This is a genomic window from Gracilibacillus timonensis, from assembly GCF_900086715.1.
GTDB lineage: Bacteria > Bacillota > Bacilli > Bacillales > Amphibacillaceae > Gracilibacillus > Gracilibacillus timonensis.
In genome coordinates this window covers 853,695-880,596 of the sequence record NZ_FLKH01000012.1, presented here as the reverse complement: position 1 = coordinate 880,596, position 26,902 = coordinate 853,695, and the positions used below count along the sequence as shown (strand labels likewise).

Sequence of the window (26,902 nt, the reverse complement as noted above, 5' to 3'; positions counted from 1 at the left end):
TTATTTTTAATTGACTTCAAAGAAAATATGATACAGTTCCTTTACGGATTCATTCACTTTATTTGACTTAATGCCAAACATCATCGATACCTCAGAAGATCCTTGGTTCATCATTTTGATACTTACATTAGCTTTGGTGAAGGCATGGGTTGCTTTATCAGCTAGACCAATTCCGCTATCCATTCCTTCGCCAACTACCATAATCAATGCTAAGTCACGCTCCACCGTAACTGTGTCGGGATCAAGTTCCTCTTTGATGCGAGAAATAATCCGCGCTTCTTTTTCTTCTGTTAATAGAGATTCACGAATAATCACGGAAATATCATCAATACCAGATGGTGTATGCTCAAATGAGATATCTTCATCATCTAAAATCGTTAATAGCTTCCGACCAAAACCAAGTTCTCGGTTCATTAAGTATTTACTGACATATATACTAATAAAACCAGTATCACTTGCAATTCCTACCACAGGGTTCGGCTGTGGTTCCTTTTTGGAAACGATAATAGTCCCCATTCCTTTAGGATTATTTGTGTTTTTGATACAGACCGGAATATCCGCTTTAAACGCTGGAATGAGGGCCTCGTCATGAAACACCGAAAAACCAGCATAAGAAAGCTCACGCATTTCTTTATAGGTTAAGGATGTAATCTGCTTTGGCTGATCAACAATCGTCGGATTGACACAATACACGGAATCGACATCGGTAAAGTTTTCATACAAATCTGCCCTTACACCTGCCGCGACGATGGAACCAGTGATATCGGATCCACCTCGTGAAAAAGTGACTAATTTACCTGTTTTTGAATAACCAAAAAATCCTGGAATGACAACAATCTCATCCCGTTCCCGCAATCGGTATAAAAGATCGTAACTTTCCGATAAGATTTGGGCATTGCCAGGTGTATCACTAACCAAAATCCCTGCCTCTTGCGGATTTAAATACGTCGCCTTCAGTCCAAGCGATTGTAAGTAGGCACTCAATACTTTGGCAAGGGAGTCTTCCCCTGTTGCCTTGAGTGCGTCCATTTTTAAGGCCACACTATCGTCTGAAGCAAAAATTCGTTCCACTCCTGTTTTTATTTCATCAATAATGGTTTCTGAAATGCCTAATTCCGTGGTAATTTCTCGAAAACGATCGAGGATTACTTTCAATTGTCCTTGATAAGGCTCATCCTTTAAATAAGTATCCCCCAATTGAATAAGAAGGTCGGTTACCTTCACATCATCTGAAAAACGTTTTCCAGGAGCAGAAACAACCACTACTTTGCGATCTTTGTCATCCTGGATAATCTTTGCTACTTTCTGTAATTGTTCAGCGCTTGCTACTGAACTTCCTCCAAACTTTGCTACCTTCATGTATCTAACCTCTCCAATAATTATTTTATATCACTAAAATAGTATCACATCTTACGACAAAATGTTAAACAAAAATGTGCTCTAACACGAAAGATACAGTCGAATATCGACGCTAAACGATTCTTCATGCATGAGATCGTAAAATTCACTCCTTATTCTCTGGTAAATGGTTGCGAATGCATTTTTGATTATGCTATGATCTGATAATGTAGGACAAAAAATCCGGATTTTAAGATGTAAACTTTAATTATATAAGTTGAACTTATAAATATAATAAAACGTGTGACAAGTAAGGCTTTGCTCACATTATTCATTCAACTTATATAACGAGAACTATTATGCAATTTTATAGCGGTTGATTGGAAATCTGTCGCATAGTATGTTAAAGTGTACAATCATTCAAGGTAAAAGATAATAGAGTGCGAATGGAAAAAAGGGAAAAGGGAGAAACATCAAAATCCGCAACATGTCGAAACGAAACCAGGAGGGATTTATTTGAATTGGAGATTTTGGGAAAACATAACGATGGACGACTATATACAACTGGGGATTAGTATTGCCATCATTTTGGTTGCTTTCCTCATTCGAAAGATTTTTATTAAGTATGTTTTTTATTTATTTGTCAAACTAACCAATAATAGCAAAACGGAATTCTTAAATGCTGCACTTAAGGCTTTTGAGAAGCCATTACGTTTCTTGTTTGTAGTGATTGGTATCTATATCGCGTTAGCCTACTTTCCATTTATCAGTCAAAAGGCAGAGCTTGTAGGACAATTACTCAGTATTTCTGTCATTATCGCGGTTGCCTGGTGGCTCTATAATTTAAGCTCAAGCTCTTCCCTTTTCTTCAAAAAGATCGGGGAAACACTAAACTTTGAAGTGGATCAAATATTACTTCCTTTCCTATCGAAAGCCCTTCGCTTTATTATCATTGCGATTGCTTTAAGTATTATCGCCCAGGAATTCGGTTATGACGTCAGCGGATTTGTCGCTGGGTTAGGGTTAGGTGGTTTAGCCTTTGCTTTGGCGGCACAAGAAGTCATCAAAAACCTTTTCGGTGGAGTGGTGATTATTACAGAAAAACCATTTTCGATTGGGGATTGGATTATGACACCTAGTGTGGAAGGTACGGTTGAGGATATCAATTTCCGTAGTACAATCATTCGTACCTTTCAGGATTCATTAGTGACCATCCCAAACGCTACCCTTTCCAATGAGCCAATTACTAATTGGAGTTTAATGGGTAAACGACAGATTTCCTTTACACTTGGGGTCACGTATGAAACATCGAAAGAACAGCTGGATAACGTATTAGACAAGATTAGAACCTACTTAAAAAACAATGAGGATATCCATCCTGAGACTATTTTTGTAAAGTTCTCCGAATATAATGAAAATAGCCTGGATATTATGTTCTATCTCTTTACTAAAACAACTGCTTGGGAAGAACACTTGGATATCAAAGAAGCCATGAATTTTAAAATCATGGATATATTGGAAGAAGAAGGAGTGGAAGTGGCCTTTCCGACTCGTTCGATCTATTTTAATGATCAAGACCAAACCGGTCGCGCCTCATAAAACGGCGACTATCTGCATAACATTCTTAGATGGAAGGGAAAGGGACCATTTCGTGTCCCTTTCCCTTTTTTGTAAATTAGGAAAGTTTATAATCATTGATATAATAGGGATTGGAATTATTTTATATGGAACGAATCGGCAGTTAGTATCTAGTTTCGGATAGCAAAATAAAGGACCGGGCTGGTTTTCGCCCGGTTTTTTGTAAGAAAGTATAAAATCCTTGGTATGAGAGGACTTGGAATGATTTTGACCTTGAATGAACGAGCAGTTCAGTGGCTACTTTGAGTGGTCGGTATAGGACCGGGCGAATTATGCCCGGTTTTTCTGACCTTTTATAAGTCAACAAATTAATCAATGCTTTTATTTTAATAAAGCTTCCGTGCCTCACACTGCCTTAACTCGCTCGATGTTCCAATCGGAGACGATCAGCGACCATCGCAATAAATTCGGAGTTGGTGGGTTTTGCTTTGGAGACGCTGACTGTATAACCAAACAAAGAAGAAATGGAATCCATATTCCCTCTGCTCCACGCTACCTCGATGGCATGACGAATAGCACGTTCCACTCGTGAAGCAGTTGTTTTGTATTTCGAAGCAATATCGGGATAGAGTACCTTGGTAATCGATCCTAACAGTTCGATATCATTATAGACCATTGTAATGGCTTCGCGCAAGTACATATATCCCTTAATATGTGCAGGGACTCCAATTTCATGAATAATATGTGTGATATTGGCCTCTAAATCGAATTTCTTTTTTGACGATTGACTAGAAGACGCAGTTTCGTGCTGTATAGATGTTTGTATACCATGAACCTGCTTAATTTGTTCGGCCAGATATTCTAAGTCAAATGGTTTTAAAATAAAATAAGATGCCCCTAGATTAACTGCTTTTTTGGTTACTTCTTCTTGCCCGAATGCCGTCAACATAATGACATTAATATGCTTTGTCTCATCATTTTGCTTTAACTTTGACAACACCGCCAATCCATCGATATGGGGCATGATAATATCTAAAACAACCACATCCGGTTGTATATCTTCCAATATTTCCAGGCATTCCTTACCGTTATAAGCCTTGCCTACTACCTCAAGCCCCTCTTGGTATTCTAAGTATTCTTCCATCAATTCCACCAATTCGCGATTGTCATCCACTAACATAACCTTTGTTTTTTCCACAAAAAGTCCTCCTTCAATTATGATCTTGCTAAATTATTTTGTCATCAACTAATATTTTCGACAAAACAAAGAGAATTCCTGCTTTTGTTGTAAAAAACTTACTGTCAATTATCGACATGCTGTTTGTCGAAAAATCTTTATTTAAGCATAACAAATTTTGTTAACGGATTCAATAGTGAAAATCAAGTATCAACTGCTAATAAGACAGGTGCTGCAAACAAACTGTTCCATGTGATAATGTTGATCTGTTTTACCTGCTCCGGAAAATGAACTATAGTCATTTCTCAGATTTCTCAGATAGGTGCTCTTGATCAGAGGACGTTCGTAAGCGATCAATACTCAAGTGTATAGAAAAATCCCCAACCCTGCGATAAACTGTTCTAGAAAGAGGAACAGAAGGGTTGGGGAGATTTATCCTTATTTCTTGTTTCATGGCTTTGGCAGCGTTCTTTCCTGGCAACGTTCTTTGACGTGGGAACGCCATGGCAAATAAGCCTTCCAATCTTCCTCATTGGCTAAGGTGGGAAGGTTAGGAAGTTCTTCGAGTAAATAAGTGATATATTTTTCGGGAACGAGGTTATTTTGTTTCGCTGTTTCGATGATACTCATGATAATCGCAGCGGCTGTCGCTCCTTCATAGGTGGCGCTGAATAACCAGTTTTTTCTTCCCATCACGAAGGGTTTGATGGCGCGTTCGGCTCGGTTGTTATCAAGCGCTAGTTTCGCATCTTTCAAGACCGTGCGAAACGTGGACTCGTATGTCAAAGCATACTGTATCGCTTCGCCTAACTTGCTGCCGGATAAAGGATCTTGTTCCCGTAACCAATCAAAAAAGGCATCCATTTTGGGTTTCAAGATGGTTTGGCGTTTCTCCAGCCTTTCCTCATCGGATAGTTTGGACCACGCGCGCTCATACGTGAAGAATTGGTCACACCTCTCGGCTGCTTGTCGACTCAACGCATCGGCGGGACAATCCTTTGGCATCGCGTCTATGAATTTGCGACGAACATGCGCCCAACACCCGACCAACTCTACGTTAGAAAGGGCTTGATAAGCTTTCCACATATCACAATGGATGTACCCTTTATACGTACCAAGAAAGCTTTGAGCGACATGGGCTCCCCGACTTGGATCGTGATGATAGAGCGTGATCGGCTTTTCACTATGTTTGGCGCTTAAAAAGGTCCAAAAATGCGTATTCACGGTATCACTTTCCAACACCCGATACGTTGTTTCATCGGCATGTAACATCGGCTGTTGAAGTAGCGTGTCTTTCAACAGTTGATAAAAAGGGGCTAAATAATACTCCGACACTCGTATATGCCAATTGGCAATTTGTTGGCGCGTAATGGGTAAACCAATGCGGTGCCAACCTTTTTCTTGACGATAGGCAGGTACTTTTAACTCAAATTTCTGATGCATCGACTGGGCAATAATCGAAGCAGAACCCAAGCTATTATCGATAGGCGCTTTGGGAACTGGTGCTTTGATAATCTTATCTTCTGGCCCTTGTTTGGAACAGGCTGCGCACTTATAAGCGTGTTGGTAGTGCACTTGTCGTTGAAGCTTGGCAGGAAGGTAAATGACTTCTTCTCGCACGGCATAGCTCCCGATGGCGTCCAACGTTGCCTCACACGTGGGGCAAGTACAGGCTTCTCCCTCCAGTCGATGGTGAACAGGCTGCTCCGGAAACTGGTCTAAAATGGCTTTTTTTCTGCCTTTTGTTTTCTTCCGTTTCGCGGTAACCTCCTCGATGTCCTCTTCCACGATAGGAGGGGCTTCTGGTGCATCAAAGAAGGTGAGTTGATGATCAGGAGGTAGTGTTTCTTTGGATTTACCGAAGATTTTTTGGGTGAGGTAAGCGACTTGTTCCCGCAACAATGTCAGCTCATTCGCTTGTTGAGCGAGCTGAGCTGTTAATTGTTCGATTTGTTTCACTTGTGCTTCGTTGATTTTTAGTAATGTCTCCTCGGGACTCATACGCGTTTCTCCCTTTTATTTTCTAACTATATTATACCATAAAAGGGATATAAAAGCACTCTTTATTTAATAAAAGGCGCGAGAAGAAGCGATTTGTATCGGTGGATCAATCGAAAAACCACGGAGTAGCCAATCCACTTGTTGACTGGTCAGTTCCCGGGCTTCTTTGGTCGTTCGAGGCCATTTTAATTGCCCATTTTCAAACCGTTTATATAACAGCCAGAAACCTTCTCCATCCCAATGCAACATCTTGAAGCGATCCTGCTTGTTTCCACAAAAGAAAAACAACGCTTCTTGAAAAGGATCTAAATGGAATTGGGATTGCACCGTATAAGCCAACGAATCAATCCCATACCGCATGTCTGTTTTTCCACATACAATATAAAACCCTTTCGCTTGCTTTAAATTAACAATCAAATAGAAAAACCTCCTGTATCTTTGTCTTACCATAAGTGTATAGGAGGTGATGCTGCATTTATAGATACTTGGTTATTGATCGCTTACGGACGTTCATACAGCTTGTGATATGATTATGATGCTTACTTGTAACAAAACCTAATAAAGCCCGCTTCCAGCTATTAATGGAAACGGACTTTATTAGGCTTAGCTTGCCTTCTTATCCTGTTTATAGATATCGATACCCGCTTCGCTCAGCATCCACTCAATGTGTACCCCGTAACCACTGGTTGGATCATTCACGAAAACATGCGTAACAGCACCGATGATTTTATTATTTTGAATAATAGGACTTCCACTCATCCCTTGAACAATACCACCTGTTGAATCCAATAATCGCTTATCCGTGATTTGTAATATCAACCCTTTAGTAGCCGGCGCTGATTGATCAAGTGTATTGACAATCTCCACATCAAATGCTTCAATCTTCTCGCCTTCGATAACGGTTAGAATCTTGGCCGGCCCTTCTTCTACCTCATTAGGGAGCGCAATCGACATTGGCTTCGACCATTCTCCCTCAACCGGAGATTGATTTAAAGTACCGAAGATGCCAAAAGGCGAATTCTTTGTAATATTACCTAAATTGGAATCCTTCAAGATAAAATCCGCTTGTTTTTCTCCAGGTACACCATGTTCTCCTTTTTTGATATCCGTGATCTCGGAACGAACAATGGATCCATTATTTATCTCTACTGGCTTTCTTGTATCCATATCGGAAATAATGTGCCCTAAAGCACCGTACTTTTTGGATTGAGGATCATAAAAGGTCATCGTGCCAATTCCAGCGGCTGAATCTCGAATATAAATACCTATCCGATATTCTTCTGCTTTTACATCATACGTTGGTTTTAATTCGGTCTCCATCACTTTGTCATTTCGTTTTAGAGTAACATCTAATGTTTGTTGTTCTTCTCCTGCTTGTTTAACCATTGGTTGCACTTCCTGCATACTTGCAATTTCTTTATCATCGATTGAAATTATATTGTCCCCTACTTGAATATCTGCTTCTTCTCCAGGGGATGTGGTTCCTTCTTTAGTCGTTACTAAATGATGGCCAACCACCAAAACCCCCTGTGTTTGCAGATTAATCCCAACAGAATGTCCTCCCGGAATCACCTTAAAATCATCATACGCTTCTACATTTACTTTTTTTACAGGAATATTGTTCAAGGTATAGACTATTTCTTGCTCCCCGCTCTCCTGTATCTGATTCTCCATTAAATCCGTGGCATATTGAACTCTCTGTTCTGCTGAAGCCTGAACAGTTTCATCTGGATTGATGATCTCTGACTGTGCAAAAGTTTTAATATGCGTGGGAATGGAAAGGTATATCTGAAATGGTGTGTACCATGGGAGTACCATTAATAGGACAAGGAGTATTAATCCTGTACTTTTCCTCATGAAACCTCTCTTCACATAATCGCCCTCCTTGTTGGTCCAGATAATTAATCTGTATCTTTAATTTGACCGTAAAGAGGGCTTTTTAAACCCGTTAAACATAACAAAAACGGGTGAAGATTTCCACCTTGGAAAAAGTAAGCTTAGGAAGGTTATTTTGCTTGTTGGTTCATTTCAATCAATTCTTTGGCATGAGTCTTAGAGGCTTCTGTTAATTCATTTCCAGTAACCATTTTGCCAATTTCCTCGATTCGCTGCTCAAAAGTTAAGGTCTGAACCGTCGTATGGGTCCGATTATCCTCAACAAGTTTTTCAATTTTTATGTGGGTATCAGCGATAGAAGCGACTTGCGGTAAATGGGTAATACATAAAACCTGTGATCCTTTTGAAATATTGTAAATCTTCTCAGCCATTGCTTGTGCTACCCTGCCACTCACACCGGTATCAACCTCGTCAAAAATCACACTGGTAATCCCTTGATGCTTTGAAAAAATATTCTTTAAAGCAAGCATAATCCTGGACATTTCACCGCCTGAGGCAATCTTTGCTAATTCTTTAACAGGCTCACCGGGGTTAGTGGAGATCAGAAAATGAACTTGATCAAAGCCATTATGATGTGGCTGAATGTGCTTCCCTTCAAAAAACAACCCATTTTCTCGTGTAGGGATCGATAAATCTACTTGAAAGGTCGTCTTTTCTAAATAAAGATCCCTTAATTCTGCTAACACTGCAGCTTCTAGTGTAGAAGCTGCTTTTTTTCTTATCTCATGCAATTCTTTTGCCTCTATTAACAGATCACTGGCTAGCTCTTGCAGTGTTTCTGACAGGTTGGCGAGATGTTGATCGCGATTCCTAATTTCTTCCAGTTCCTCTTCAACTTTGGCACTATAGGTCATTATCTCTTCTACAGTTGGTCCATATTTACGCTTTAACTGATCAATTTCATGGAGTCTGGATTCAATCAATTCCAATCGGGCTGGATCATAATCCATCGAATCAACAAATTGACGGATTTGGTAGGACAATTCCTCAATCATAAAATAATGGTCAACATACGTTTGATGTAGCTTTTGAATATCTTGATGATGTTCACCAGCCGTTTCCAGGTTATTGGAAGCTTGTGACAGCCAATCCAGCCCTCTTTGTTCACCATGCAGTGCATTGTAGGCCTCATTCAATGCTTGATGTGTCTGTTCAAAGTGATGAAGATGATTTCGTTCTTCACTTAGAGATTCATCTTCATTTGGTTGTAGCTCTGCATTTTGAATTTCTCTCAGTTGAAACTCTAACAGATCGATTCTTTGTGCCAATTCACGTTCGTTCTTATTATTAGCTTCATATTTCGCCTTTAAGTCTTTCCATTGTTGAAAAAAACGTCGATAATCTTGTTTAAAGGCGGGGTGATCTGCTTGCAAAAATTGATCAAGCAATTCGATATGCTTCTCTTGATTAAGTAAAGATTGCGTTTCGTGCTGACTGTGAATATCAAGGATAGATTGGCCGATTTCCTTTAGAATTGCTAAGGTGGTTAATTTCCCATTAATCCGACAGATGCTTTTGCCAGTATGAGAAATCGTTCGATGTAAGACCAACATCTGATCTTCTTTGATTTCAAAGCCAAAGTCTTTGGTCATGCGGTATACAGGATGATCGTTATCTTCCACGATAAACAATCCTTCGATTTCCGCTTTTTTCTCACCATGACGGACATACTCTACGGAACCTCTACCGCCAATTAACAGCCCTAATGCATCAATAACAATGGACTTTCCAGCACCTGTTTCACCGGTTAACACGGTTAGACCTTTATTAAATGAAATAGATAATTCATCGATAATCGCAAAATTTCGGATTGATAATTCCGTTAACATCTGCTTCCACACCTTTTATAACATCTCTAAGAATTTATCTTTTAATGCCATTGCCTCATCTGTTGTTTTACAAATGATCAGGATGGTATCGTCGCCACAAATAGAACCAACAATCTCTTCCCATCCTAAGTTATCAATTAACGCCCCCATTGCCTGTGCATTACCCGGTAAGGTCTTCATTACAATAAAATGAGTCACCGTATCAATGCTGATAAAAGCGTCCATAATAAATCGCTTTAGCTTGTTTAAGGGATTAAACTTTTGATCTGCTGGTAAGCTGTATTTATAATTACCATCTGTCCCGGGAACTTTCACTAAATGTAACTCTTTGATATCGCGTGAAATCGTTGCCTGTGTTATTCCATAGCCTTGGTTCTGTAATGCCGCTACTAGATCATCCTGGGTTTCAATTTCTTGTTCAGAAATAATTTCACGAATCTTAATTTGACGTTGCGCTTTATTCATTCCAGTTCCTCCAACTTTGCTTTTTTGCTATTGTTTTAAGGCTTGATGGGAGTCTGCTACTACTTGTTTGATAAGCAACGGCAGCGGGTTCTGCTCGACACGTGCTGTCGATTTTTCCAATAGCGCTAAGTATTCAATATTACCGTCTCCACCAGTAATTGGCGAAAAGGTAAGACCCGAAATGTGAAACCCTAGCTCTTGAGCGAATCCTAGCGTCTCCTCAACCACTTGTTGGTGAATTTTGGGGTCTCTAACGATGCCTTTCTTACCAACCTGATCCCGACCAGCTTCAAATTGCGGTTTTATTAAAATAACCACTTTGCTTTGTTTTGCTAATAACTGATAAAGAGGTGGCAAGATCAAACGTAAGGAAATAAAGGACACATCAACCGTTGCAAAATTTGGTTGGTCCTTTGTAAGCATATCCGGTGTGACGTAACGAAAATTAGTTCTTTCCATAACTACGACACGAGGATCATTGCGTAATTTCCAATCTAATTGATTATAGCCAACGTCAACAGCATAGCTAAGTGTCACACCATGCTGTAATGCGCAATCCGTAAAACCACCTGTTGAGGAACCGACATCTATCATCACCTGACCTAATAAATCTAAACCAAAAAAATCGATCGCTTGTTTTAGTTTCAATCCCCCACGGCCAACATATGGAATCGCCTTTCCTTTTATTTCAAGAGGAATATCTTCAGGCACTTTTGTACCAGGTTTATCTAGGCATAACCCTTCTGAAAAAACAAGACCGGCCATGATAGTTCTTTTGGCTTTTTCTCTTGAATCAATCAAATTTCTATCCATTATCAGTTGATCTAATCGTTTTTTACCCATCTTTTATCATGCCCTTTTTTGCTTATCATTACTCGCTGTTAACAGTGCTTTCATTTCGAGTACGAGCTGCTCTTTGGTTAACTGTACCTCTGCCAGAAGCTCCTTAACATTACCATGTTCAATATATCGATCAGGCAGACCCATACGTTTGATTTGTGGTTTATATCCATGTTCTTCAGCAAATTCTAAAACTGAACTGCCAAAGCCGCCTTTCAGCACGGCTTCTTCGACCGTTACAATCGGTATATGCTTGTTCATACGATCATGTAATAAAGCTTCGTCCAACGGCTTAATAAACCTAGCATTGACTACCTCGATATTTAATCCTTGTTTTTTTAACATTTGACTGGCTTCCAAGGCCATTTCAATCGTTGTACCAAAAGTCAGAATCACACCATCTGTTCCTTCTTTAAGGACTTCCCATTTTCCAATCGGCAACGGGTGTAAATCTGCATCCATCTCTACACCTAAACCATTTCCTCTTGGAAAACGCAAGGCTATTGGGCCATCATCATAAGTTAAGGCAGTATGCACCATATGCTGACATTCATTTTCATCTTTTGGCATCATAATTGTCATGTTCGGCAAATGTCGTAAAAAGGCAATATCAAACACCCCTTGGTGAGTTTCACCGTCTGCCCCTACTAAACCAGCTCGATCGATTCCAAATGCCACATTAAGATTTTGTCGGCAAACATCATGAACTAATTGATCATATGCCCGCTGCAAGAAAGTGGAATAAATAGCCAGAAACGGCTTCATTCCTTGTGTAGCCATACCTGCAGACAGTGTCACAGCATGTTGTTCGGCAATGCCGACATCATGTAAACGGTCTGGATAGTGCTCTTGAAACTTGTCTAATTTAGAACCCAAAATCATCGCCGGGGTAATGACCGCTAAGCGATCCTCTCGGGATACTTCCCGTTCCAACGTATCACTAACGACTTGACTCCAGGCAGGAGCGGCATCCGCAGGCTTGATTTTTTCTCCGGATTCAATCTTATAAGGACCTACGCCATGCCATTTATCTTTTTGATCCGTTTCTGCTGGCTGATAACCTTTCCCTTTTTGGGTAATTACGTGAACCAACACAGGACCTTTCGTTTTTTTGGCATACGTAATGTGCTCTTCTAAATCTTTAAAATCATGTCCATCTACTGGACCAAAGTACGTAAAACCGAATTCTTCAAATAACATGCCTGGAACCATGAAATATTTCATGCTATCTTTTACTCGTTCCGCCGTTTGAGCTATTTTCCCCCCAACAGCCGGAATTTTTTTCAACAGTAATTCCAGTTCATCTTTGACACGGTTATATTTCCCTGCACTTCTCATCCTGCCTAAGGCATTGTGCAGTGCCCCTACATTACCTGCTATCGACATTTCATTATCATTTAGAATGACGGTTAAATTTTTCTTCTCATGCCCAATATGGTTTAAGGCCTCTAGCGCCATGCCGCCTGTCAAAGCACCATCACCAATGATCGGAACAACGGAATAATCTTCTTGCTTCATATCCCTAGCTATCGCCATTCCCATCGCAGCTGATAACGAAGTAGAACTATGACCCGCTTCCCACACATCGTGTTCACTCTCGACCATTTTTGGAAAACCGCATAACCCTTTATATTGTCTTAGTGTATCAAAACGATCTGTTCTTCCCGTTAAAATTTTGTGAATATAGGATTGGTGGCCTACATCAAATAATAGCTTGTCTGTTGGGCTGCTAAAATGCTTGTGTAAGGCTAATGTTAACTCCACCACACCTAAATTAGCACCTAAATGGCCACCTGTAACAGACAATTTCCGAATTAAAAACTGGCGAATTTCAGCTGCCAACACTTCTAATTCTTCGGTAGATAATTTTTTTAAAAAAGCTGGATTTTTTATCTTGGTAAGATCCATAAAGGAATCCTCCCTATCTTTTTCTTATTAATTACGATTTTGATAATACTTTTATTTTAAGTTTTTCTTCAAGAAATGCAATGATTTTCCCTACAAAAAAGATGATTTTTGTAGAAGAGGTAATCGCTAGAAACTTCCCCATCGCCTTTCCACCAACGGTTAAAGCCGCAACAAGACTGGTTAGGGTCACGTTAATGATGATGTAGTAAATAGAACCTTCCCCATGTCCGAAACCATTGGCTATCTGTAAGACAACAATTGCTGAAGCCGTACCACTTATTATACCAGAAATATCGCCAATAACATCATTACAAAAGCTTGCAAATCGGTCCGCATTCCGTACAATCAAAATGGCATGTTTCGAACCAGTAACTCGTTCTGCAGCCATCGCATGGAATGGTACTTCATCAGCTGCTGTTGCCGCTATCCCCAGTGTATCGAAAATAACGCCAATTAAGACGATTAGAAAGACAATCAGCAACCCAACAATGGACATAACTCCGCCCAGAATAGAAGAAGAGACTACTGAAAAAATAGCCGCTAACACAAACGTGATAACGGCAATACTAAAACTAAATTTCATTGATTTTTTTAGTTGTTTTTTGTTCATATGTGTAAACCTCGTTCATTATTATACTCTATGTAAGGTGGAATGGTCATTTAAAAAGTTAAAACTGCGGCATAGGTCCAGTAGGTTTTCCCAGACAGGTACCGAGTGTTGCCACTCTGGCGGTTCCCCTTTAAACCTGCCTTAGCGATGTCACCATCAGCTCGACTGGATTACCACTCAGTCCGCACTATAATCCCTTTTAAATGTCCGATTGGAACAGTCTAGGAGATTTCCTCGGCAATCTTTAAACGCCCCCTAGCCTCTTTTGCAGTACGAATTTCATACAAAAAGCACTTCATATTAGTGGCCACCTAATACAAGGCATCTTCTTACCTGTAATCCCCTTCGTACCACTCAAGGCAGGCTACGCTACGAACAAGCATATCCCATATCCTTGCTCCGTAGGTTCATACCCCAGTCCATACTCCTTGTTTGGCTAAACAAGAAATACAGAGATGGGCCTCCGCGGAAGGAGGGTCGTCGCCCACATGCCTTTGTGGATCGCCCTTCAACCTTAACTCCCAGCACCAACCCAAGCCTGGGCGGCTCAAGCCAGCACAAGGAACTTCATCGATGTGCCCTTTGGCGAATTTTTAGGCTCGCCTTCAGAAACGTCGGATCGACTAGAATACTGCACCACTCCACGCCATTAATTATAGTATAACATGTTATCACTCTTTCCTCAATCATTACTGATTACGTTCGCTTATATAATGACAAAGTTGGGCTAGGTCAGAGTCTGTTAAATGAAGCTGGCTTAAAATACCCTTCATTTTTTGGACATAACGTTCTTTATGCTGTTTGGCTCCATCAACGCCTAATATACTCGTATAGGTGCTTTTTTCGTTACTCACGTCACTTCCTACTTGTTTGCCAAGTAAGGCCTGATCACCTTCCACATCCAGAATATCATCTTGGATTTGAAAGATAAGCCCTAAGCAATCACCGAGGTCTTTTAAAAGCAACTGTTGTTGATTCGTTACACCCGCTATGAAACCGCCCGTTTCTATCGCAAATGAAATAAGACCACCCGTTTTTAGACGGTGAATCTCTTCCAATTCATCGATGGTGATTTCCTGGTTTTCTGCCTGCATATCCAAATATTGTCCTGCTACCATTCCTGTTAATCCGCTTGCTTCTGCAAGCAGGCTAATAAGATAACTTTTTTCCTTAGGGGTATATTGATCAGAATTACTCACCATAAAAAAACTATTTGTTAATAAACCATCACCTGCTAAAATGGCAGTGGCTTCATCGAATTTCTTATGATTGGTAAGCTGCCCGCGCCGAAACTTATCATCATCCATGGATGGCAGATCATCATGAATCAAAGAATAGGTGTGAATCATTTCTAAGGCAACAGCAGCTGGATACACTCGAGCAATATTTCCGCCGAGTGCAGCAACAGTCCACTTCATCAATATCGGGCGAATGCGTTTTCCTCCTGCCTGTACGGAATATAGGACAGAATCTTTTAACCGCTTTGGAATAGGTAATGACTCAATTTTGCTTGTAATGGCTTCCGTTATAAGCTGTTGTTCGGATGTTAATAATTCTTCAATGGACGAATTCAACTATTCTTCCTCCTGTCCCTCAATGGTAAAAGGTTTACGATCGTTATCCTCCGTGAGTAATTCCTTCATTTGTTTTTCTGCACTAGCCAATTTATCATGACATATCTTTGACAGTTTGGCTCCTTCCGTGTAGTAAGCCATCGCCTGTTCTAAAGGTACTTCTCCTTCTTCCATCTTATGGACAATAGCTTCTAACTTTTCTAAGGCTTCCTCAAAAGATAATTGCTCATTCGATTCCGTCACTTGAATCTCCCTTTCTCGTTTCAATAATCGTCGCGTCCAGTTCTCCGTCGTGTAATTGTATCGTAACTCCCTCTTCTGGCTGCACTTGTTCTACGCTCTTAATGATTTGCTGTTCTTGATTATAGGTTACAGAATAACCCCTTCTCATAATGTGAACCGGGTTAAGTAAATCTAACTGCATCAATGTATTGGAGAACTGGTTCCGTTTCTGTTCAAATTGCTGCTTGGTAATCCGTTGCAGCCTGTTATACTTTTCCTCTATCTGCTCCTGCTGTTTAGATAGCTGTCTCAATGGATCTAGACGTTCATAACGGGTATCAACAAATTGTAAATGTTCTTGTTTACGTTGAACGACTCTCTCCAATTGTTTCGACAGTCTGTCTGTCTGATCAATCAAACGCTGCTCCTTTTCCAACACTAGACGCTCTGGATATTTAAATACATACGAATTATTGATCGACTTTACCTTATCTTGCAATAGTTGCAGTTTGTTGCGTATATACTGCAGCATCGTTTGCTCTGATTGCTTGATCTTCTCCATTAAATCCAGCTGTGATGGTACGGTCAGTTCGGCAGCTGCCGTTGGAGTAGGCGCACGTAAATCGGCAACCATGTCACTGATTGTCACGTCCGTTTCATGGCCAACTGCAGAAACGACAGGCAGATCAGAAGCAAAAATAGCACGTGCTACTTCCTCCTCATTAAAACTCCACAGTTCCTCCAGTGAACCGCCACCACGTCCTGTAATGATAAGATCTATTTCTGGTATACTATTTGCTTGCTGAATCCCTTTCACGATCGAGGATGGCGCTTGTTTTCCTTGTACAAGGACAGGGATAATCAGTACGTTTGCAATCGGATAGCGTCTCTCTAATGTTGTTAAGATATCTCGAATGGCTGCACCGGTAGGAGAAGTAATCACTGCTATATTTTGAGGATACTTAGGTAATGGCTGTTTATGTATCTTGTCGAATAAACCTTCTTTGCTCAATTTTTCTTTTAACTGTTCATAAGCCAAATAAAAGGCTCCAATACCATCTGGCTGCATCTCTTGAATGTACAACTGATACTGACCTTGTGATTCAAACACACTGACAAATCCCTTGATCAATACAGTCATGCCGCTTTCCGGTTGGAAATTCAAATGATGATTCTGTCTTTGAAACATGACGGCTCTAATGCTTGCATAATCATCTTTTATGGTCATATACATATGACCACGGGAATGATGCTTGAAGTTAGAGATTTCCCCTCTTAACCAAAGCTCATTCAAATGCTCGTCCACATCAAATTTCTTTTTAATATATTTGGTTAATGCTGTTACAGATAAATATTGATCTTCCACGCCCTCATTCCTTTACATTCAGTTTATCCGATGGGAGAGAAGGTCATTTCTTTTGGAGAATGACCTTGGAAAGGATGTTCAAAAAGCTCAACTAAAATAACACACCAAATTTTTGCGTTGGCTTAAAGTTCTCAGTCTTTTTCGGATATTGGGACACGCCTCAATATAAAGCGTTACGGTCGTCATTATCCTTGCGTTCGATAAGGATAACAGCATATTTCTCATAAGCATTTTTCTAAACGAACAGAAGCTGGTTTCACTTTACAACAAGCCGTTTGCTTTTTTTGCTGATTTAATCGTGTTGTGCATCAGCATGGTAATTGTCATTGGGCCAACCCCTTTAGGTACTGGTGTAATAAAACCAGCCTTTTCCTTAGCTGATTCAAAATCTACATCACCAGTTAAAGAACCGTCTTCTACACGATTGACACCTACATCAATGACTACTGCTCCTTCTTTGATATGATCGCCATTGATAAAATGAGCGATACCTACCGCTACGATCAAAATATCAGCATCCGCAATAAACTTGGCCATATCTTTCGTGCGCGAATGACAGTAGGTTACCGTTGCATTCTCACCCAGCAATAATTGTCCCACTGGCTTTCCAACAATATTACTTCTACCAATAATAACGGCATGTTTTCCTTCTATGTCAATCTGTTTTGATTTCAGCATCTGAATAATCCCGTATGGTGTACACGGATAAAAGGTATCCTTACCGGTCATCATCCGACCAATACTAACAGGATGAAAGCCGTCAACGTCTTTTTCCGGCGAAATAGCTTCAATAATCATTTGTTCATCAATATGTGCTGGTAATGGCAGCTGAACTAAAATACCATTCACTGTCGTTTTACTATTTAATTCATCGATTAATGTCAATAATTCTTCTTGGCTGGTAGAAGAAGGAAGTTCAATTAATTCCGAAGCGACACCTACATAGTCAGAGGCCTTTTGCTTTCCTTTGACATAAGATTTGGAGGCAGGGTCATCACCAATCAAAACAACGGTTAAACCAGGTATGATCCCCTTTAACCGCAAGGCTTCCACCTCTTCTTTCATGTCATCTCGCAATGATTGAGCTAATTCTTTCCCATAAATCACTTCTGCAGTCACCAAAGATTCCCCCTATTTCATCATTTTAGATAATACGCCATTGATAAACTTGCCCGATTTTTCATCACCAAAAATGTGCGCTAATTCTATTGCCTCATTAATGATAACACTCTCTGGCGCATCTTTATAGTAAAATAATTCATACGTTGCCATTCGCAGTAATGTTCTTTCTACGACAGCTATTCGCGCTATCGTCCATTTTTCTAAATGATTTTTAATTTTTTGATCAATCTCAACTTGGTGTTGTATAACACCTTCCACAATCTGTAGCAAGAAAGGATCTTGTTCGTCCTCTTCCAGAATATACTCCTTTGTTGTTTGGACATCGTATTCTTCTGCGTCTAACGAAAATAATATCTGCAATGCTTTCTCACGTGCTGTTCTTCGTTTCATGAACTTCTTCTACTCCTTATCACGATCTATTCTTCCTCACCAAATGATACCACGTTCTATTCATGATTGCTACTACCCACTAGTAAAAATATTAGACGTTCACTGCAAAGAAGGTTATATGCTTTCTACCAATTAACCACGAACGGCTATTTCGGTGTTAAAGTCGTTTAATCCATTATTGCTGACACCTTTTTGCTTTCTTAACTATAGGATAAAATCGGGCAAATTCCAGCCGATCCTTTATTACTATTCAAACTAGATACACTGCCGATAATACGGATTATATTAAACATCTTAGTTGTCATTTTGAGAGAATAAGTGTGCACGACAACTCCACTCAAGACCTTCGCTTTCCGCATGGCTTCAGCTAACTTGAAAAAGAAAAACACTTTTCCAAGTGGATCTTCAGCTCGTGCTGCGATGCACAGGACGTGCAAGTGCAGGCGTTGTGACTGGACGTCACGATTTTAGCCTGCGAACGACTCACACGTCTACGTGGTTGGCTTCCGCTGGGGAATATAAAATTTTTTCAAATTCAATTACCCATATAAAAATAGAAACCTTGGTATCGTCCAAGGCTTCTATCTATTCATCCATATCATGTTAAGATCCTGTTTCTTTTTCGTCGTTTGTCACCGTGTGCACACCAACAACATGAACATTCACTTCAGCTATCCGAATAGCTGTCATGTTCTCAATAGCTTGTTTCACCTGTTGTTGTATTTTGTATGCTATGGTCGGGATCGTATACCCAAACAGAATGTCAATATAGACATCCATCGTAATAACTTCTTTTGTAGAATCTAATTTAATACCCTTACCATGTGTTTTCTTACCTAAACGTTCTGCTACACCAGCAGCAAAATTCCCTCTCATGTTCGCTACACCAGCAACCTTTTCGGTGGCAATTCCAGCAATAACCTCTAATACGTCAGGAGCAATCTCTACTTTGCCTAGTAATGTTGATTCACCAACACTTAATAATTGATCTTCAGCCATGATGATCCCCCTTTGTCTATTGGTTACTCTTCCTCCATTATACTATACTTATCCAAAAATTGCGTATTAAAATCACCTTCCACAAAGACAGGGTGCGCCATCATTCTGCGATGGAACGGGATAGTAGTATAGACCCCTTCAATAACAAATTCTTCTAGCGCCCGCTTCATCTTATCGACTGCTTCTTTTCTAGTCGAACCATATGTAATCAGCTTGGCTACCATGGAATCATAGTAGGGTGGAATTTGATAACCCGGATACGCAGCCGAATCGACTCTCACACCAAATCCTCCAGGTGCTAAGTACAAGTCAATAGTTCCAGGGGAAGGCATGAAATCCTTAACTGGGTTTTCCGCATTAATACGACATTCCATTGCCCAGCCATTAAACGTAACATCCGACTGCTTCCAACGTAATACTTGATCATCGGCAATATACAGCTGCTCTTTAATTAAATCAATTCCTGTAACCATTTCAGTAACGGGATGCTCCACTTGAATGCGTGTATTCATTTCCATAAAATAAAAGGTTTGATCCTTTTGGTCAAAGATAAACTCTATAGTTCCAGCCCCAGAGTAATCTACCGCCTTGGCAGCCTTAACAGCTGCCTCTCCCATTTGTTCACGCATAGATTCGCTGATGGCTGGTGATGGTGTTTCTTCAATCAATTTTTGCAAGCGGCGCTGAATTGTACAATCTCTTTCGCCCAAATGAATCACATTGCCATGATTATCTGCCAGTACTTGTATTTCCACATGTCGGAAATCCTCTATGAATTTTTCTAAATAGACCCCTGGGTTCCCAAAGGATTTTTCCGCTTCATTTTGCGTCACTTGAATCCCTTTGACCAGTTCTTCTTCTGTCCGTGCTACTCGAATCCCTTTACCACCACCGCCAGCTGTCGCCTTGATAATGACCGGGTAACCAATTTGCTCAGCAACTTTCTTTCCCTCTTCTTCATCCGCAATAATACCATTAGATCCAGGTACTACAGGAACTCCTGCTTCTTTCATTGTTTCTCTGGCAACATCTTTCGTTCCCATTTTTTGAATGGCATAAGCGCTTGGTCCTACAAAGGTAATATTACAAGCTGCACATATTTCAGCAAAATCAGCATTCTCCGATAAAAACCCATACCCCGGGTGAATGGCGTCCGTTTCCGTTAATGTAGCAACACTCATGATATTGGTAAAGTTCAAATAGCTGTCTGTACTTAATTTCGGCCCAATACAATACGCCTCATCAGCTAATTGTACATGGAGTGCCTCACTGTCTGCTTCTGAATAAATTGCTACCGTTTCTATCCCCAATTCTTTAGCGGAACGAATAATTCGTACAGCTATTTCTCCCCGGTTAGCAATTAACAGTTTTTTTATCACAATGTCATCCCCTTATGCCTTCTTGATTCGGAATAGTGGCTGACCATATTCCACCAGCTCACCATTTTCTACTAATATTTCAGTAATGATTCCACTTACATCTGCTTCTATTTCATTGAATAATTTCATGGCCTCTACAATACAAACAATGGTATCATCTTTCACTTTATCACCTTCCTGAACATAGACAGGCTGATCTGGTGATGGAGAGCTGTAGAAGGTTCCAACCATTGGCGCTACGATCTCTTGATCATAGTCTGTTGTGGTTGCTTGTGGCTCTTCCTTTACTTCTTGCTGACTTGTTTGAAGCTCTTGTGTCATTAGTTCCTCTGCTCGCGCCACTTGTGGAACTTCTTTTGTTGTAACAGCAGTTTGCGGAGTCGTTTGTACGGACTGTTGCTTATTCTTCTTTAGTTTAATTTTTTCTCCATTACTCTCGTAAGAAAATTCATCAATAGATGATTGGTCTAATTGTTCAATTAGTTGATTAATTTCATGTATTGTTAACATGCTAGCACTCCTCCATCATTTAATACACTTAATAACAGGTACTAAGATCTTCTTTTAACATTTTACGCAATCCTCTTCTAAACTGCAACCATTGTTTTTTAGCTCCAGTAAATTAAGAAGTTCCTCTTACTTAATAAACATTGAACGTAGCTTGATACCACAGGTGAAAAAGCGGACAACATCACTATCTGACGAACTAGAGAATTCTCTATATCATTTTTATGGAGCACACACAAATCGGAGAAGAGCCCTAAGTGTCTCTTCCCCGATTTTGTAATATATCGTCTGATCTGTCCTGTTATCCTTCATTTCCATGGTACTCGACATCTACTTTCACGTCACCAAATTCATTTTGTGCTTCCAGCATAATCTGATTGGCTTCCTCTGCTGTTAAATTGTCCGCTTGAACGGTAACTACTAAATTATTATCAGATACGTTGCGAACCAGTACCCCTTCATAACCACTTACTGCTTTCAATTGAGCCTCCAAGTTTCCTTCTTTAACATCTAACATTTCGATTTCTTTCATTGCTTCATAAGCCTGATTTACTTCATCTGAGCTGCTCTCACTTGATGCGACAATCGATTCTAGTCGTTCTTTTTCCATACTGCGTTGATTACTTATTTCCGTTCGCACCGAAGCAAAATATTCATCCAAATTCGCTGCAGTGGTTCCATCCTCTTCTTTTGCTGCGTCCCCTTGTTGCTCTCCATCCTGATCCAACACTTGATCGACTTCTTCAGAACTAATTGTCTCTCCAGTTAATTCATCCTGTTCTTGGTCATCAAAAAGTGCCATTTCCCCATCCCTAGGTGCATTCAAGTAATAGACACTTAATACAATCATCAGACTTAACATCGTTAATAACCAAATCGTTTGTTTTTTAATCATTTTAATCCCCCTATTATTTTTTCGGCATGACGGACACGCGATGTACCGGTACATCTAACACCTTCGAAACAGCATCATGGACCCATTTCTTCACTTCTAGATTGTCCACTCCATTGGCAACCACCAATACTCCTCTGACATTTGGTTTTTTGGTTTGTACCAGAAGTGGAATCTCCTTCTCCCCTTGTCGGACAATCACAATCGTTTGCTCCCTGGTTTCATCATCAATCTTTCTATTTCCACCGTTTTGATCGGTTTCATTGGTCACTTGTGTACCGATAATAAGGTTTTTCTGATAGATTTGTTCCTTCGTGGCATCTAGGTTCACCATGACTTCTACATCAGAAATGCCTTCTATTTTTTCTAATAGCTGTCCTAAATCTTCCTCATATGAGGCTTCTAAATCAGCTATCTCAGCGGTGGCATTAGAGGCAGGTGTTTGCTTCCACGCCTCTTCATCATCCGGGGCAGTGATTGTACTTGGTGGTTCCATATTGGGCTCGTCTGCTTCATCTTTACTAAACAGGTTACTAATAATTAAAATGAGAACAGCCCCTAATACAATCAGCACAATATATTGTACTTTCGTTGGTTTCTTGCCATTCCCTTTCATATTGGAAACAATCCCCTCCAGCCATTTGGGCACATTACTCCTCCTTCCATATCACGGTTATCATGTCTTGGTCTACTCCCCACTTTTCAGCCAGAAATGCCTGTATCTCTTCACTGTTGTCTGGTTCTGAAGTTGGCTTTTCCGGTGGATCTGTTACTTGGATCTTCACTTCATCAATAGGTGAGGTTTGGTCTTCATGTTTGGCTAATGTTGCCTGAATATACTCTGGCTTATAATCTTCTATTTGTTGTGGATTGTTCCAAGTAACATCTAAATCATCCATTTGATAAGCATATGTCTCGATTAATTCCTCCTCTGCTACATATTGCATTTGGACAACCATCTCATCTAATATATATGCAGTTTGTACCTCTTCTATTTCACTTTTTTGCTTATCTACTTGACTTTCTATTAATTGCTCATCCACCGAGCCTTCCGTTATCTGCATCATCTCGTCGGACATCGTTGGAATATCAATATCCAACAAGGCAAGTAAAGGCTGTAAGATAACCAAAATGAGCAGCAAACCAATCACAAGTCGGGCATACTGCTTTAACTGGGAGTTGGGTAATAACAAATGAACAACCATTGCCAACAGCATATAAATAATAATTTGTAGAATCCAACTAGTTAGAAATTCAATTGGCTTGTCCTCCCTTACCGCACCATCATGGTGATATTACTTGAAATAATCAAGATCACAATCGTAAAGAAAAACATAAATGTGACTAATAATAAGGCAGCAAACAAATATAGAATATGCTTACCGATAATATCGAGACATTCAATGACGGGCCCCTCTCCAATGGGTTGTAAAATAGCAGTAGCTAGTTTATACATCAAGGCAATCACAAATATCTTGATAGCCGGAAACATCACCATCGCAATTAATACGATAATCCCGACGATACCTATTCCGTTTTTGATCAAGATGGTTGCACTTAACACGGTATCCGTCGCATCCGTGAAAATCCTCCCAATAACCGGAATAAAATTCCCCGTTACAAACTTAGCCGTCTTCATCGCAATTCCATCCTGTATCGCACTAGCAGCCCCCTGCACCGAAATAACCCCTAAAAAAATCGTTAATAGAATTCCCATAATACTAATCGCGACATTTTTGATAAGATTTGCTAGTTTGGTCGCTTTATATTCGCTATTCAACGTACTAACCACCTGCAGGATCGCGGAAAAAAAGATAAAGGGAATCACTATTTTGGAAATAACAAAAATACTCGTATGAATTAAGAAAATAATAATCGGATGAAAAAAAGAGATGGTCACCAAATTACCTAAGGAAGCCAAGATACCGAGCAGCATGGGAATTAAGGCAATCAAAAAATCCGCAGACATGTTTACCGTATCTAGGACATAATCAGACGCAAGCTGAAAACTCCGCAAGGCCATTATAATTAACATCATATAGACAACAGCATAGGCTACCTGACTCACCAGTTGATTTTCAAAAGCATTTTGAATGGTTTGTAAAATCAAGCAAAATAAGGTCAATAGCATTAAGGTAGCTAATAACTTACCGTTTTCTACTATTTCAAATAACAAGTAATTTAGAAAGCCCTTGACCCAATCTCTTAAAGTCAGATTGCTTTCTCCTTTGACCACTTGCCAGATGTTTTCTTTACTTAATCGCGGAAATGATTGCTGGTACTCATCACTTATATATTGCCAATAGTCATTTAGTTCACTCTCTTCTAGCATATCCTTATAAGGGTCTAAGGAATACGTTGGTTCGGCAGCATACAACTTCATGGTTGGGGCTATCAACATGATGATTAGTATGAATGCAGAAGTTCTGATCATTTGCATTTCTACTCATCCTCACTAGGCAACTGGAAATATAGATATAATGGTCTCGATCAATGACTTAAAAATGGGAATGGCCAGAATAAGAATAATTACCTTTCCTGTCATTTCAATTTTTACGGCGATAGATTCTAAGCCGGCATCCTTCACAATATTGGCGCCAACTTCTGTAATGTAAGCTATACCAATGATTTGCAAGATCGTTTTAATATAAACTTGATGAATGTTCGCCTGTTCTCCCAAATATACAATCAAATCAATGATTTCTTTCACATACTGGATGGCAAACACAAACAGATAAATGACTGTGATGATAACGATTAAAAAAGCAATACTCGGCTGCTTGTCCTTTAGCAAAAGATACAAAATAGTTGCAACGACCCCGATACTGATAATCTCTAACATTTCCATAGACATTTATCCTTCTAAAAAGAATACGGATCTAATCTGCTGGAATAAATCAGATATGCTGTTTAATACAAACAGCAATACGATGATAAAACCAATCAGACTAACAAATTGTGCATATTCCTCTTTTCCCATTTGCTTTAAGATCGTGTGAATCATTGCCACAATAATTCCAATTCCAGCGATTTGAAAGAGGATACTAGTGTCTCCAAGCATGGAATAACTCCTCTCTATAACAAGAGTAAAACAATAAAAACACCTACTAAAAAACCAATACTTCTAGACATATTACCATAGCGCTGTTTTAACTGATTGGCTTCGTCTAAATTACGTTCCAGATGCTGGATCGTTAAACGAATATATTTTTGTTGTTGAATGATATCGTGCTGTCCCAATGTCCTGCCGAATTGTTTAAGAACCTCCACATCTTGCTCGGTTAAGGATTGTGCACGAGCGAATTCAATAAGGTGGGTTTTCCAAATCGGAAATAGCTCTTCTTGATCTGGCTGAATATCGTCTGCTATACGTTCAAACAATCGGTTAATTGGCGGTTCTGTCTGGCGAGCGATATGGAACAACGCTTCTTTGACAGTGACTTGACTATACACAATCTCTGCCTCTAGAATCTGTAAGGCATGTTTAAACATCCGGAGATACCTGGGTCGATTAGATAATCGAATGGCATATTCATGGCCAAGCCAAGTTAAGCATATGATAATACTCAATGAAATCACTAATTTCAACATATGGTCACATTCTTTTGATACAAGGCTTGACCCTGTTCATTACAAATTTCTACGACTTCTCCCGTTTGATTAAGGTTAGATAAGATCACAAAACGTTGAAAAATCTGCTTTTCTAAGATCGCTTGCATGGCGGGACGTTTCTTTATATCAGCTAAAGATCTGCCGTGTGCGGTACTGATTAATTGAACACCTGCATGAATTACTTCATCAATGGCCTCCGCATCTTTGGCACTGCCAATCTCATCCACAACAATGACCTCAGGCGACATCGATCGTATCAGCATCATCATTCCCTCTGCTTTCGGACATTGATCCAAGACATCGATTCTCGGGGAAAACAGATGCTGAGGCACTCCGTTAATCGAACCACAGATTTCGGAACGTTCATCTACAATCGCCGTTTTCAAAGCCTGTTTAGAATTAGCGGCAGCGCAATAATTGGCAAAATCCCGGAGAAAGGTTGTTTTGCCAGCTTGTGGCGGCCCAATGATCAAGGTGTTGAAGACGGTCTCTTCAACTAGATACGGAATATAAGGCTTGACCACACCAAATTTCGGGCTGGCAATGCGAATATTAAAGGAACTGACGTAATGGATTGCCTTCACCTTCTTGTTCTCTACGATGACAGAACCAGCTATACCGATACGATGACCGCCTGCAATCGTGATATAACCATGCCTTAACTCTTCTTCCAAACGATATAAGGAAAAATCACTGATCTTATTCAAAAAAAGGCGGGCATCCTCCTGACTAAAATAGGCTTCCGACAGCCACTTGACTCGTTTGCCATCGTTCATCTCCACCGGGTGATTGACTCGGAGCCTGATTTCTTGGATATCAAAGCTATTTTGGTTCATAAATGCTTTAACGGCTGCTGCGATTGGTTTGGGAAGGATGGATAATACACTTTCCATGAGATATTCCTCATTTCATTTCTTATTCTATTTATATTCTATGCATAGAAATACTAGATATAACCAAAGTGGGAAATCAAGAAAAGGAATTGGAGTGGGGTAGGATATTGTATAACTTTAGCTATTATTTTTTTGCATTAAGAAAAACTGGGCAAACTCCGTCCGGTCCTTTACCGACCACTCAAAGAAGTCACTGAACTGCTTGTTCATTCAAGGTCAGAATCATTCCAATTTTTATTATATCTAGGATTATAATCTTGCCTACCTGGTTAGAAAAATCAAACAGGGTAATTAGTTCATGAGC

Annotated in this window: 27 protein-coding genes; 1 reads left to right on the top strand and 26 read right to left on the bottom strand. The window is 40.0% G+C overall.

The genetic code is table 11. From position 1 onward, the window contains the following. Positions 1–6: 6 nt before the first annotated feature. Positions 7–1,359 (bottom strand): aspartate kinase, encoded by a 1,353-nt coding sequence (locus BN6556_RS15360; RefSeq protein ID WP_066193056.1) that lies wholly within the window; start codon positions 1,357–1,359, stop codon positions 7–9. Positions 1,360–1,854: 495 nt separating this feature from the next. Here BN6556_RS15360 and BN6556_RS15355 point away from each other — a divergent pair, with 495 nt between their 5' ends. Further along, on the top strand, positions 1,855–2,937 hold the full coding sequence (locus BN6556_RS15355) for a mechanosensitive ion channel family protein (protein ID WP_235817540.1): 1,083 nt from the start codon (positions 1,855–1,857) through the stop codon (positions 2,935–2,937). Between the two features lie 394 nt (positions 2,938–3,331). Here the strand turns inward: BN6556_RS15355 and spo0A are convergent, their stop codons facing one another. The 25 genes from spo0A to spoIIIAA all read right to left on the bottom strand — a co-directional run bounded on the left by spo0A (position 3,332) and on the right by spoIIIAA (position 26,598). Continuing rightward, complete coding sequence (gene spo0A, locus BN6556_RS15350; RefSeq protein WP_066193054.1) at positions 3,332–4,114, bottom strand: sporulation transcription factor Spo0A; 783 nt, start codon at positions 4,112–4,114, stop codon at positions 3,332–3,334. Positions 4,115–4,543: 429 nt separating this feature from the next. Beyond that, positions 4,544–6,094, bottom strand: a complete 1,551-nt coding sequence (gene tnpC, locus BN6556_RS15345) for an IS66 family transposase (protein WP_222860568.1) — start codon at positions 6,092–6,094, stop codon at positions 4,544–4,546. 66 nt (positions 6,095–6,160) lie between these two features. Beyond that, positions 6,161–6,511 (bottom strand): IS66 family insertion sequence element accessory protein TnpB, encoded by a 351-nt coding sequence (tnpB, locus tag BN6556_RS15340; protein WP_205410304.1) that lies wholly within the window; start codon positions 6,509–6,511, stop codon positions 6,161–6,163. Positions 6,512–6,697: 186 nt separating this feature from the next. Beyond that, entirely contained in the window at positions 6,698–7,951 is a 1,254-nt protein-coding gene (gene spoIVB, locus BN6556_RS15335) for a SpoIVB peptidase (RefSeq protein ID WP_066196454.1), read from the bottom strand. Between the two features lie 149 nt (positions 7,952–8,100). Continuing rightward, positions 8,101–9,819 (bottom strand): DNA repair protein RecN, encoded by a 1,719-nt coding sequence (recN, locus tag BN6556_RS15330; RefSeq protein ID WP_066193052.1) that lies wholly within the window; start codon positions 9,817–9,819, stop codon positions 8,101–8,103. A gap of 15 nt (positions 9,820–9,834) precedes the next feature. Beyond that, positions 9,835–10,284, bottom strand: coding sequence for a transcriptional regulator AhrC/ArgR (ahrC, locus tag BN6556_RS15325; RefSeq protein ID WP_066193051.1), 450 nt, complete (start codon positions 10,282–10,284; stop codon positions 9,835–9,837). A 27-nt stretch (positions 10,285–10,311) separates the two neighbouring features. After that, entirely contained in the window at positions 10,312–11,127 is an 816-nt protein-coding gene (locus BN6556_RS15320; RefSeq protein ID WP_066193049.1) for a TlyA family RNA methyltransferase, read from the bottom strand. A gap of 6 nt (positions 11,128–11,133) precedes the next feature. Then, positions 11,134–13,032: a 1-deoxy-D-xylulose-5-phosphate synthase gene (gene dxs / locus BN6556_RS15315; protein ID WP_066193047.1), complete on the bottom strand. Its 1,899-nt coding sequence runs from the start codon at positions 13,030–13,032 to the stop codon at positions 11,134–11,136. Positions 13,033–13,063: 31 nt separating this feature from the next. Continuing rightward, positions 13,064–13,642 (bottom strand): hypothetical protein, encoded by a 579-nt coding sequence (locus tag BN6556_RS15310; protein ID WP_066193045.1) that lies wholly within the window; start codon positions 13,640–13,642, stop codon positions 13,064–13,066. 689 nt (positions 13,643–14,331) lie between these two features. After that, entirely contained in the window at positions 14,332–15,216 is an 885-nt protein-coding gene (locus BN6556_RS15305; protein ID WP_066193043.1) for a polyprenyl synthetase family protein, read from the bottom strand. Then, the gene (xseB, locus tag BN6556_RS15300; protein WP_066193041.1) at positions 15,217–15,459 is read right to left on the bottom strand and encodes an exodeoxyribonuclease VII small subunit; all 243 of its coding nucleotides are present in this window, start codon (positions 15,457–15,459) and stop codon (positions 15,217–15,219) included. It abuts the gene before it with no gap. Beyond that, on the bottom strand, positions 15,443–16,804 hold the full coding sequence (xseA, locus tag BN6556_RS15295) for an exodeoxyribonuclease VII large subunit (protein WP_066193039.1): 1,362 nt from the start codon (positions 16,802–16,804) through the stop codon (positions 15,443–15,445). Before xseA ends, xseB begins: the two co-directional genes overlap by 17 nt. Positions 16,805–17,065: 261 nt before the next feature. Next, a complete protein-coding gene (gene folD / locus BN6556_RS15290) occupies positions 17,066–17,923 on the bottom strand; it encodes a bifunctional methylenetetrahydrofolate dehydrogenase/methenyltetrahydrofolate cyclohydrolase FolD (protein ID WP_066193038.1) in 858 nt (285 codons plus the stop codon). A 12-nt stretch (positions 17,924–17,935) separates the two neighbouring features. Then, positions 17,936–18,316 (bottom strand): transcription antitermination factor NusB, encoded by a 381-nt coding sequence (gene nusB / locus BN6556_RS15285; protein WP_066193034.1) that lies wholly within the window; start codon positions 18,314–18,316, stop codon positions 17,936–17,938. A gap of 603 nt (positions 18,317–18,919) precedes the next feature. Continuing rightward, a complete protein-coding gene (locus BN6556_RS15280) occupies positions 18,920–19,315 on the bottom strand; it encodes an Asp23/Gls24 family envelope stress response protein (protein ID WP_066193033.1) in 396 nt (131 codons plus the stop codon). Between the two features lie 23 nt (positions 19,316–19,338). Further along, complete coding sequence (accC, locus tag BN6556_RS15275) at positions 19,339–20,694, bottom strand: acetyl-CoA carboxylase biotin carboxylase subunit (RefSeq protein WP_066193031.1); 1,356 nt, start codon at positions 20,692–20,694, stop codon at positions 19,339–19,341. Between the two features lie 12 nt (positions 20,695–20,706). Further along, positions 20,707–21,204 carry an acetyl-CoA carboxylase biotin carboxyl carrier protein gene (gene accB, locus BN6556_RS15270; RefSeq protein ID WP_066193030.1) on the bottom strand — a complete coding sequence of 166 codons (498 nt, stop codon included), beginning with the start codon at positions 21,202–21,204 and terminating at the stop codon, positions 20,707–20,709. Between the two features lie 298 nt (positions 21,205–21,502). Next, the gene (locus BN6556_RS15265; protein ID WP_066193029.1) at positions 21,503–22,096 is read right to left on the bottom strand and encodes a SpoIIIAH-like family protein; all 594 of its coding nucleotides are present in this window, start codon (positions 22,094–22,096) and stop codon (positions 21,503–21,505) included. Between the two features lie 13 nt (positions 22,097–22,109). Continuing rightward, positions 22,110–22,742, bottom strand: a complete 633-nt coding sequence (gene spoIIIAG / locus BN6556_RS15260) for a stage III sporulation protein AG (protein ID WP_078060116.1) — start codon at positions 22,740–22,742, stop codon at positions 22,110–22,112. Position 22,743: 1 nt separating this feature from the next. Beyond that, entirely contained in the window at positions 22,744–23,352 is a 609-nt protein-coding gene (gene spoIIIAF, locus BN6556_RS15255; RefSeq protein WP_262361334.1) for a stage III sporulation protein AF, read from the bottom strand. A 14-nt stretch (positions 23,353–23,366) separates the two neighbouring features. Then, positions 23,367–24,527, bottom strand: coding sequence for a stage III sporulation protein AE (gene spoIIIAE, locus BN6556_RS15250; protein WP_130860191.1), 1,161 nt, complete (start codon positions 24,525–24,527; stop codon positions 23,367–23,369). A gap of 21 nt (positions 24,528–24,548) precedes the next feature. Then, complete coding sequence (spoIIIAD, locus tag BN6556_RS15245) at positions 24,549–24,941, bottom strand: stage III sporulation protein AD (protein ID WP_066196448.1); 393 nt, start codon at positions 24,939–24,941, stop codon at positions 24,549–24,551. A gap of 6 nt (positions 24,942–24,947) precedes the next feature. Next, positions 24,948–25,154, bottom strand: a complete 207-nt coding sequence (gene spoIIIAC, locus BN6556_RS15240; protein ID WP_066193024.1) for a stage III sporulation protein AC — start codon at positions 25,152–25,154, stop codon at positions 24,948–24,950. A gap of 14 nt (positions 25,155–25,168) precedes the next feature. After that, positions 25,169–25,684 carry a stage III sporulation protein SpoIIIAB gene (gene spoIIIAB / locus BN6556_RS15235; protein WP_078060115.1) on the bottom strand — a complete coding sequence of 172 codons (516 nt, stop codon included), beginning with the start codon at positions 25,682–25,684 and terminating at the stop codon, positions 25,169–25,171. Beyond that, positions 25,678–26,598: a stage III sporulation protein AA gene (gene spoIIIAA, locus BN6556_RS15230; protein WP_066193022.1), complete on the bottom strand. Its 921-nt coding sequence runs from the start codon at positions 26,596–26,598 to the stop codon at positions 25,678–25,680. The genes spoIIIAB and spoIIIAA overlap by 7 nt, the downstream gene beginning before the upstream one ends. Positions 26,599–26,902: the final 304 nt, after the last annotated feature.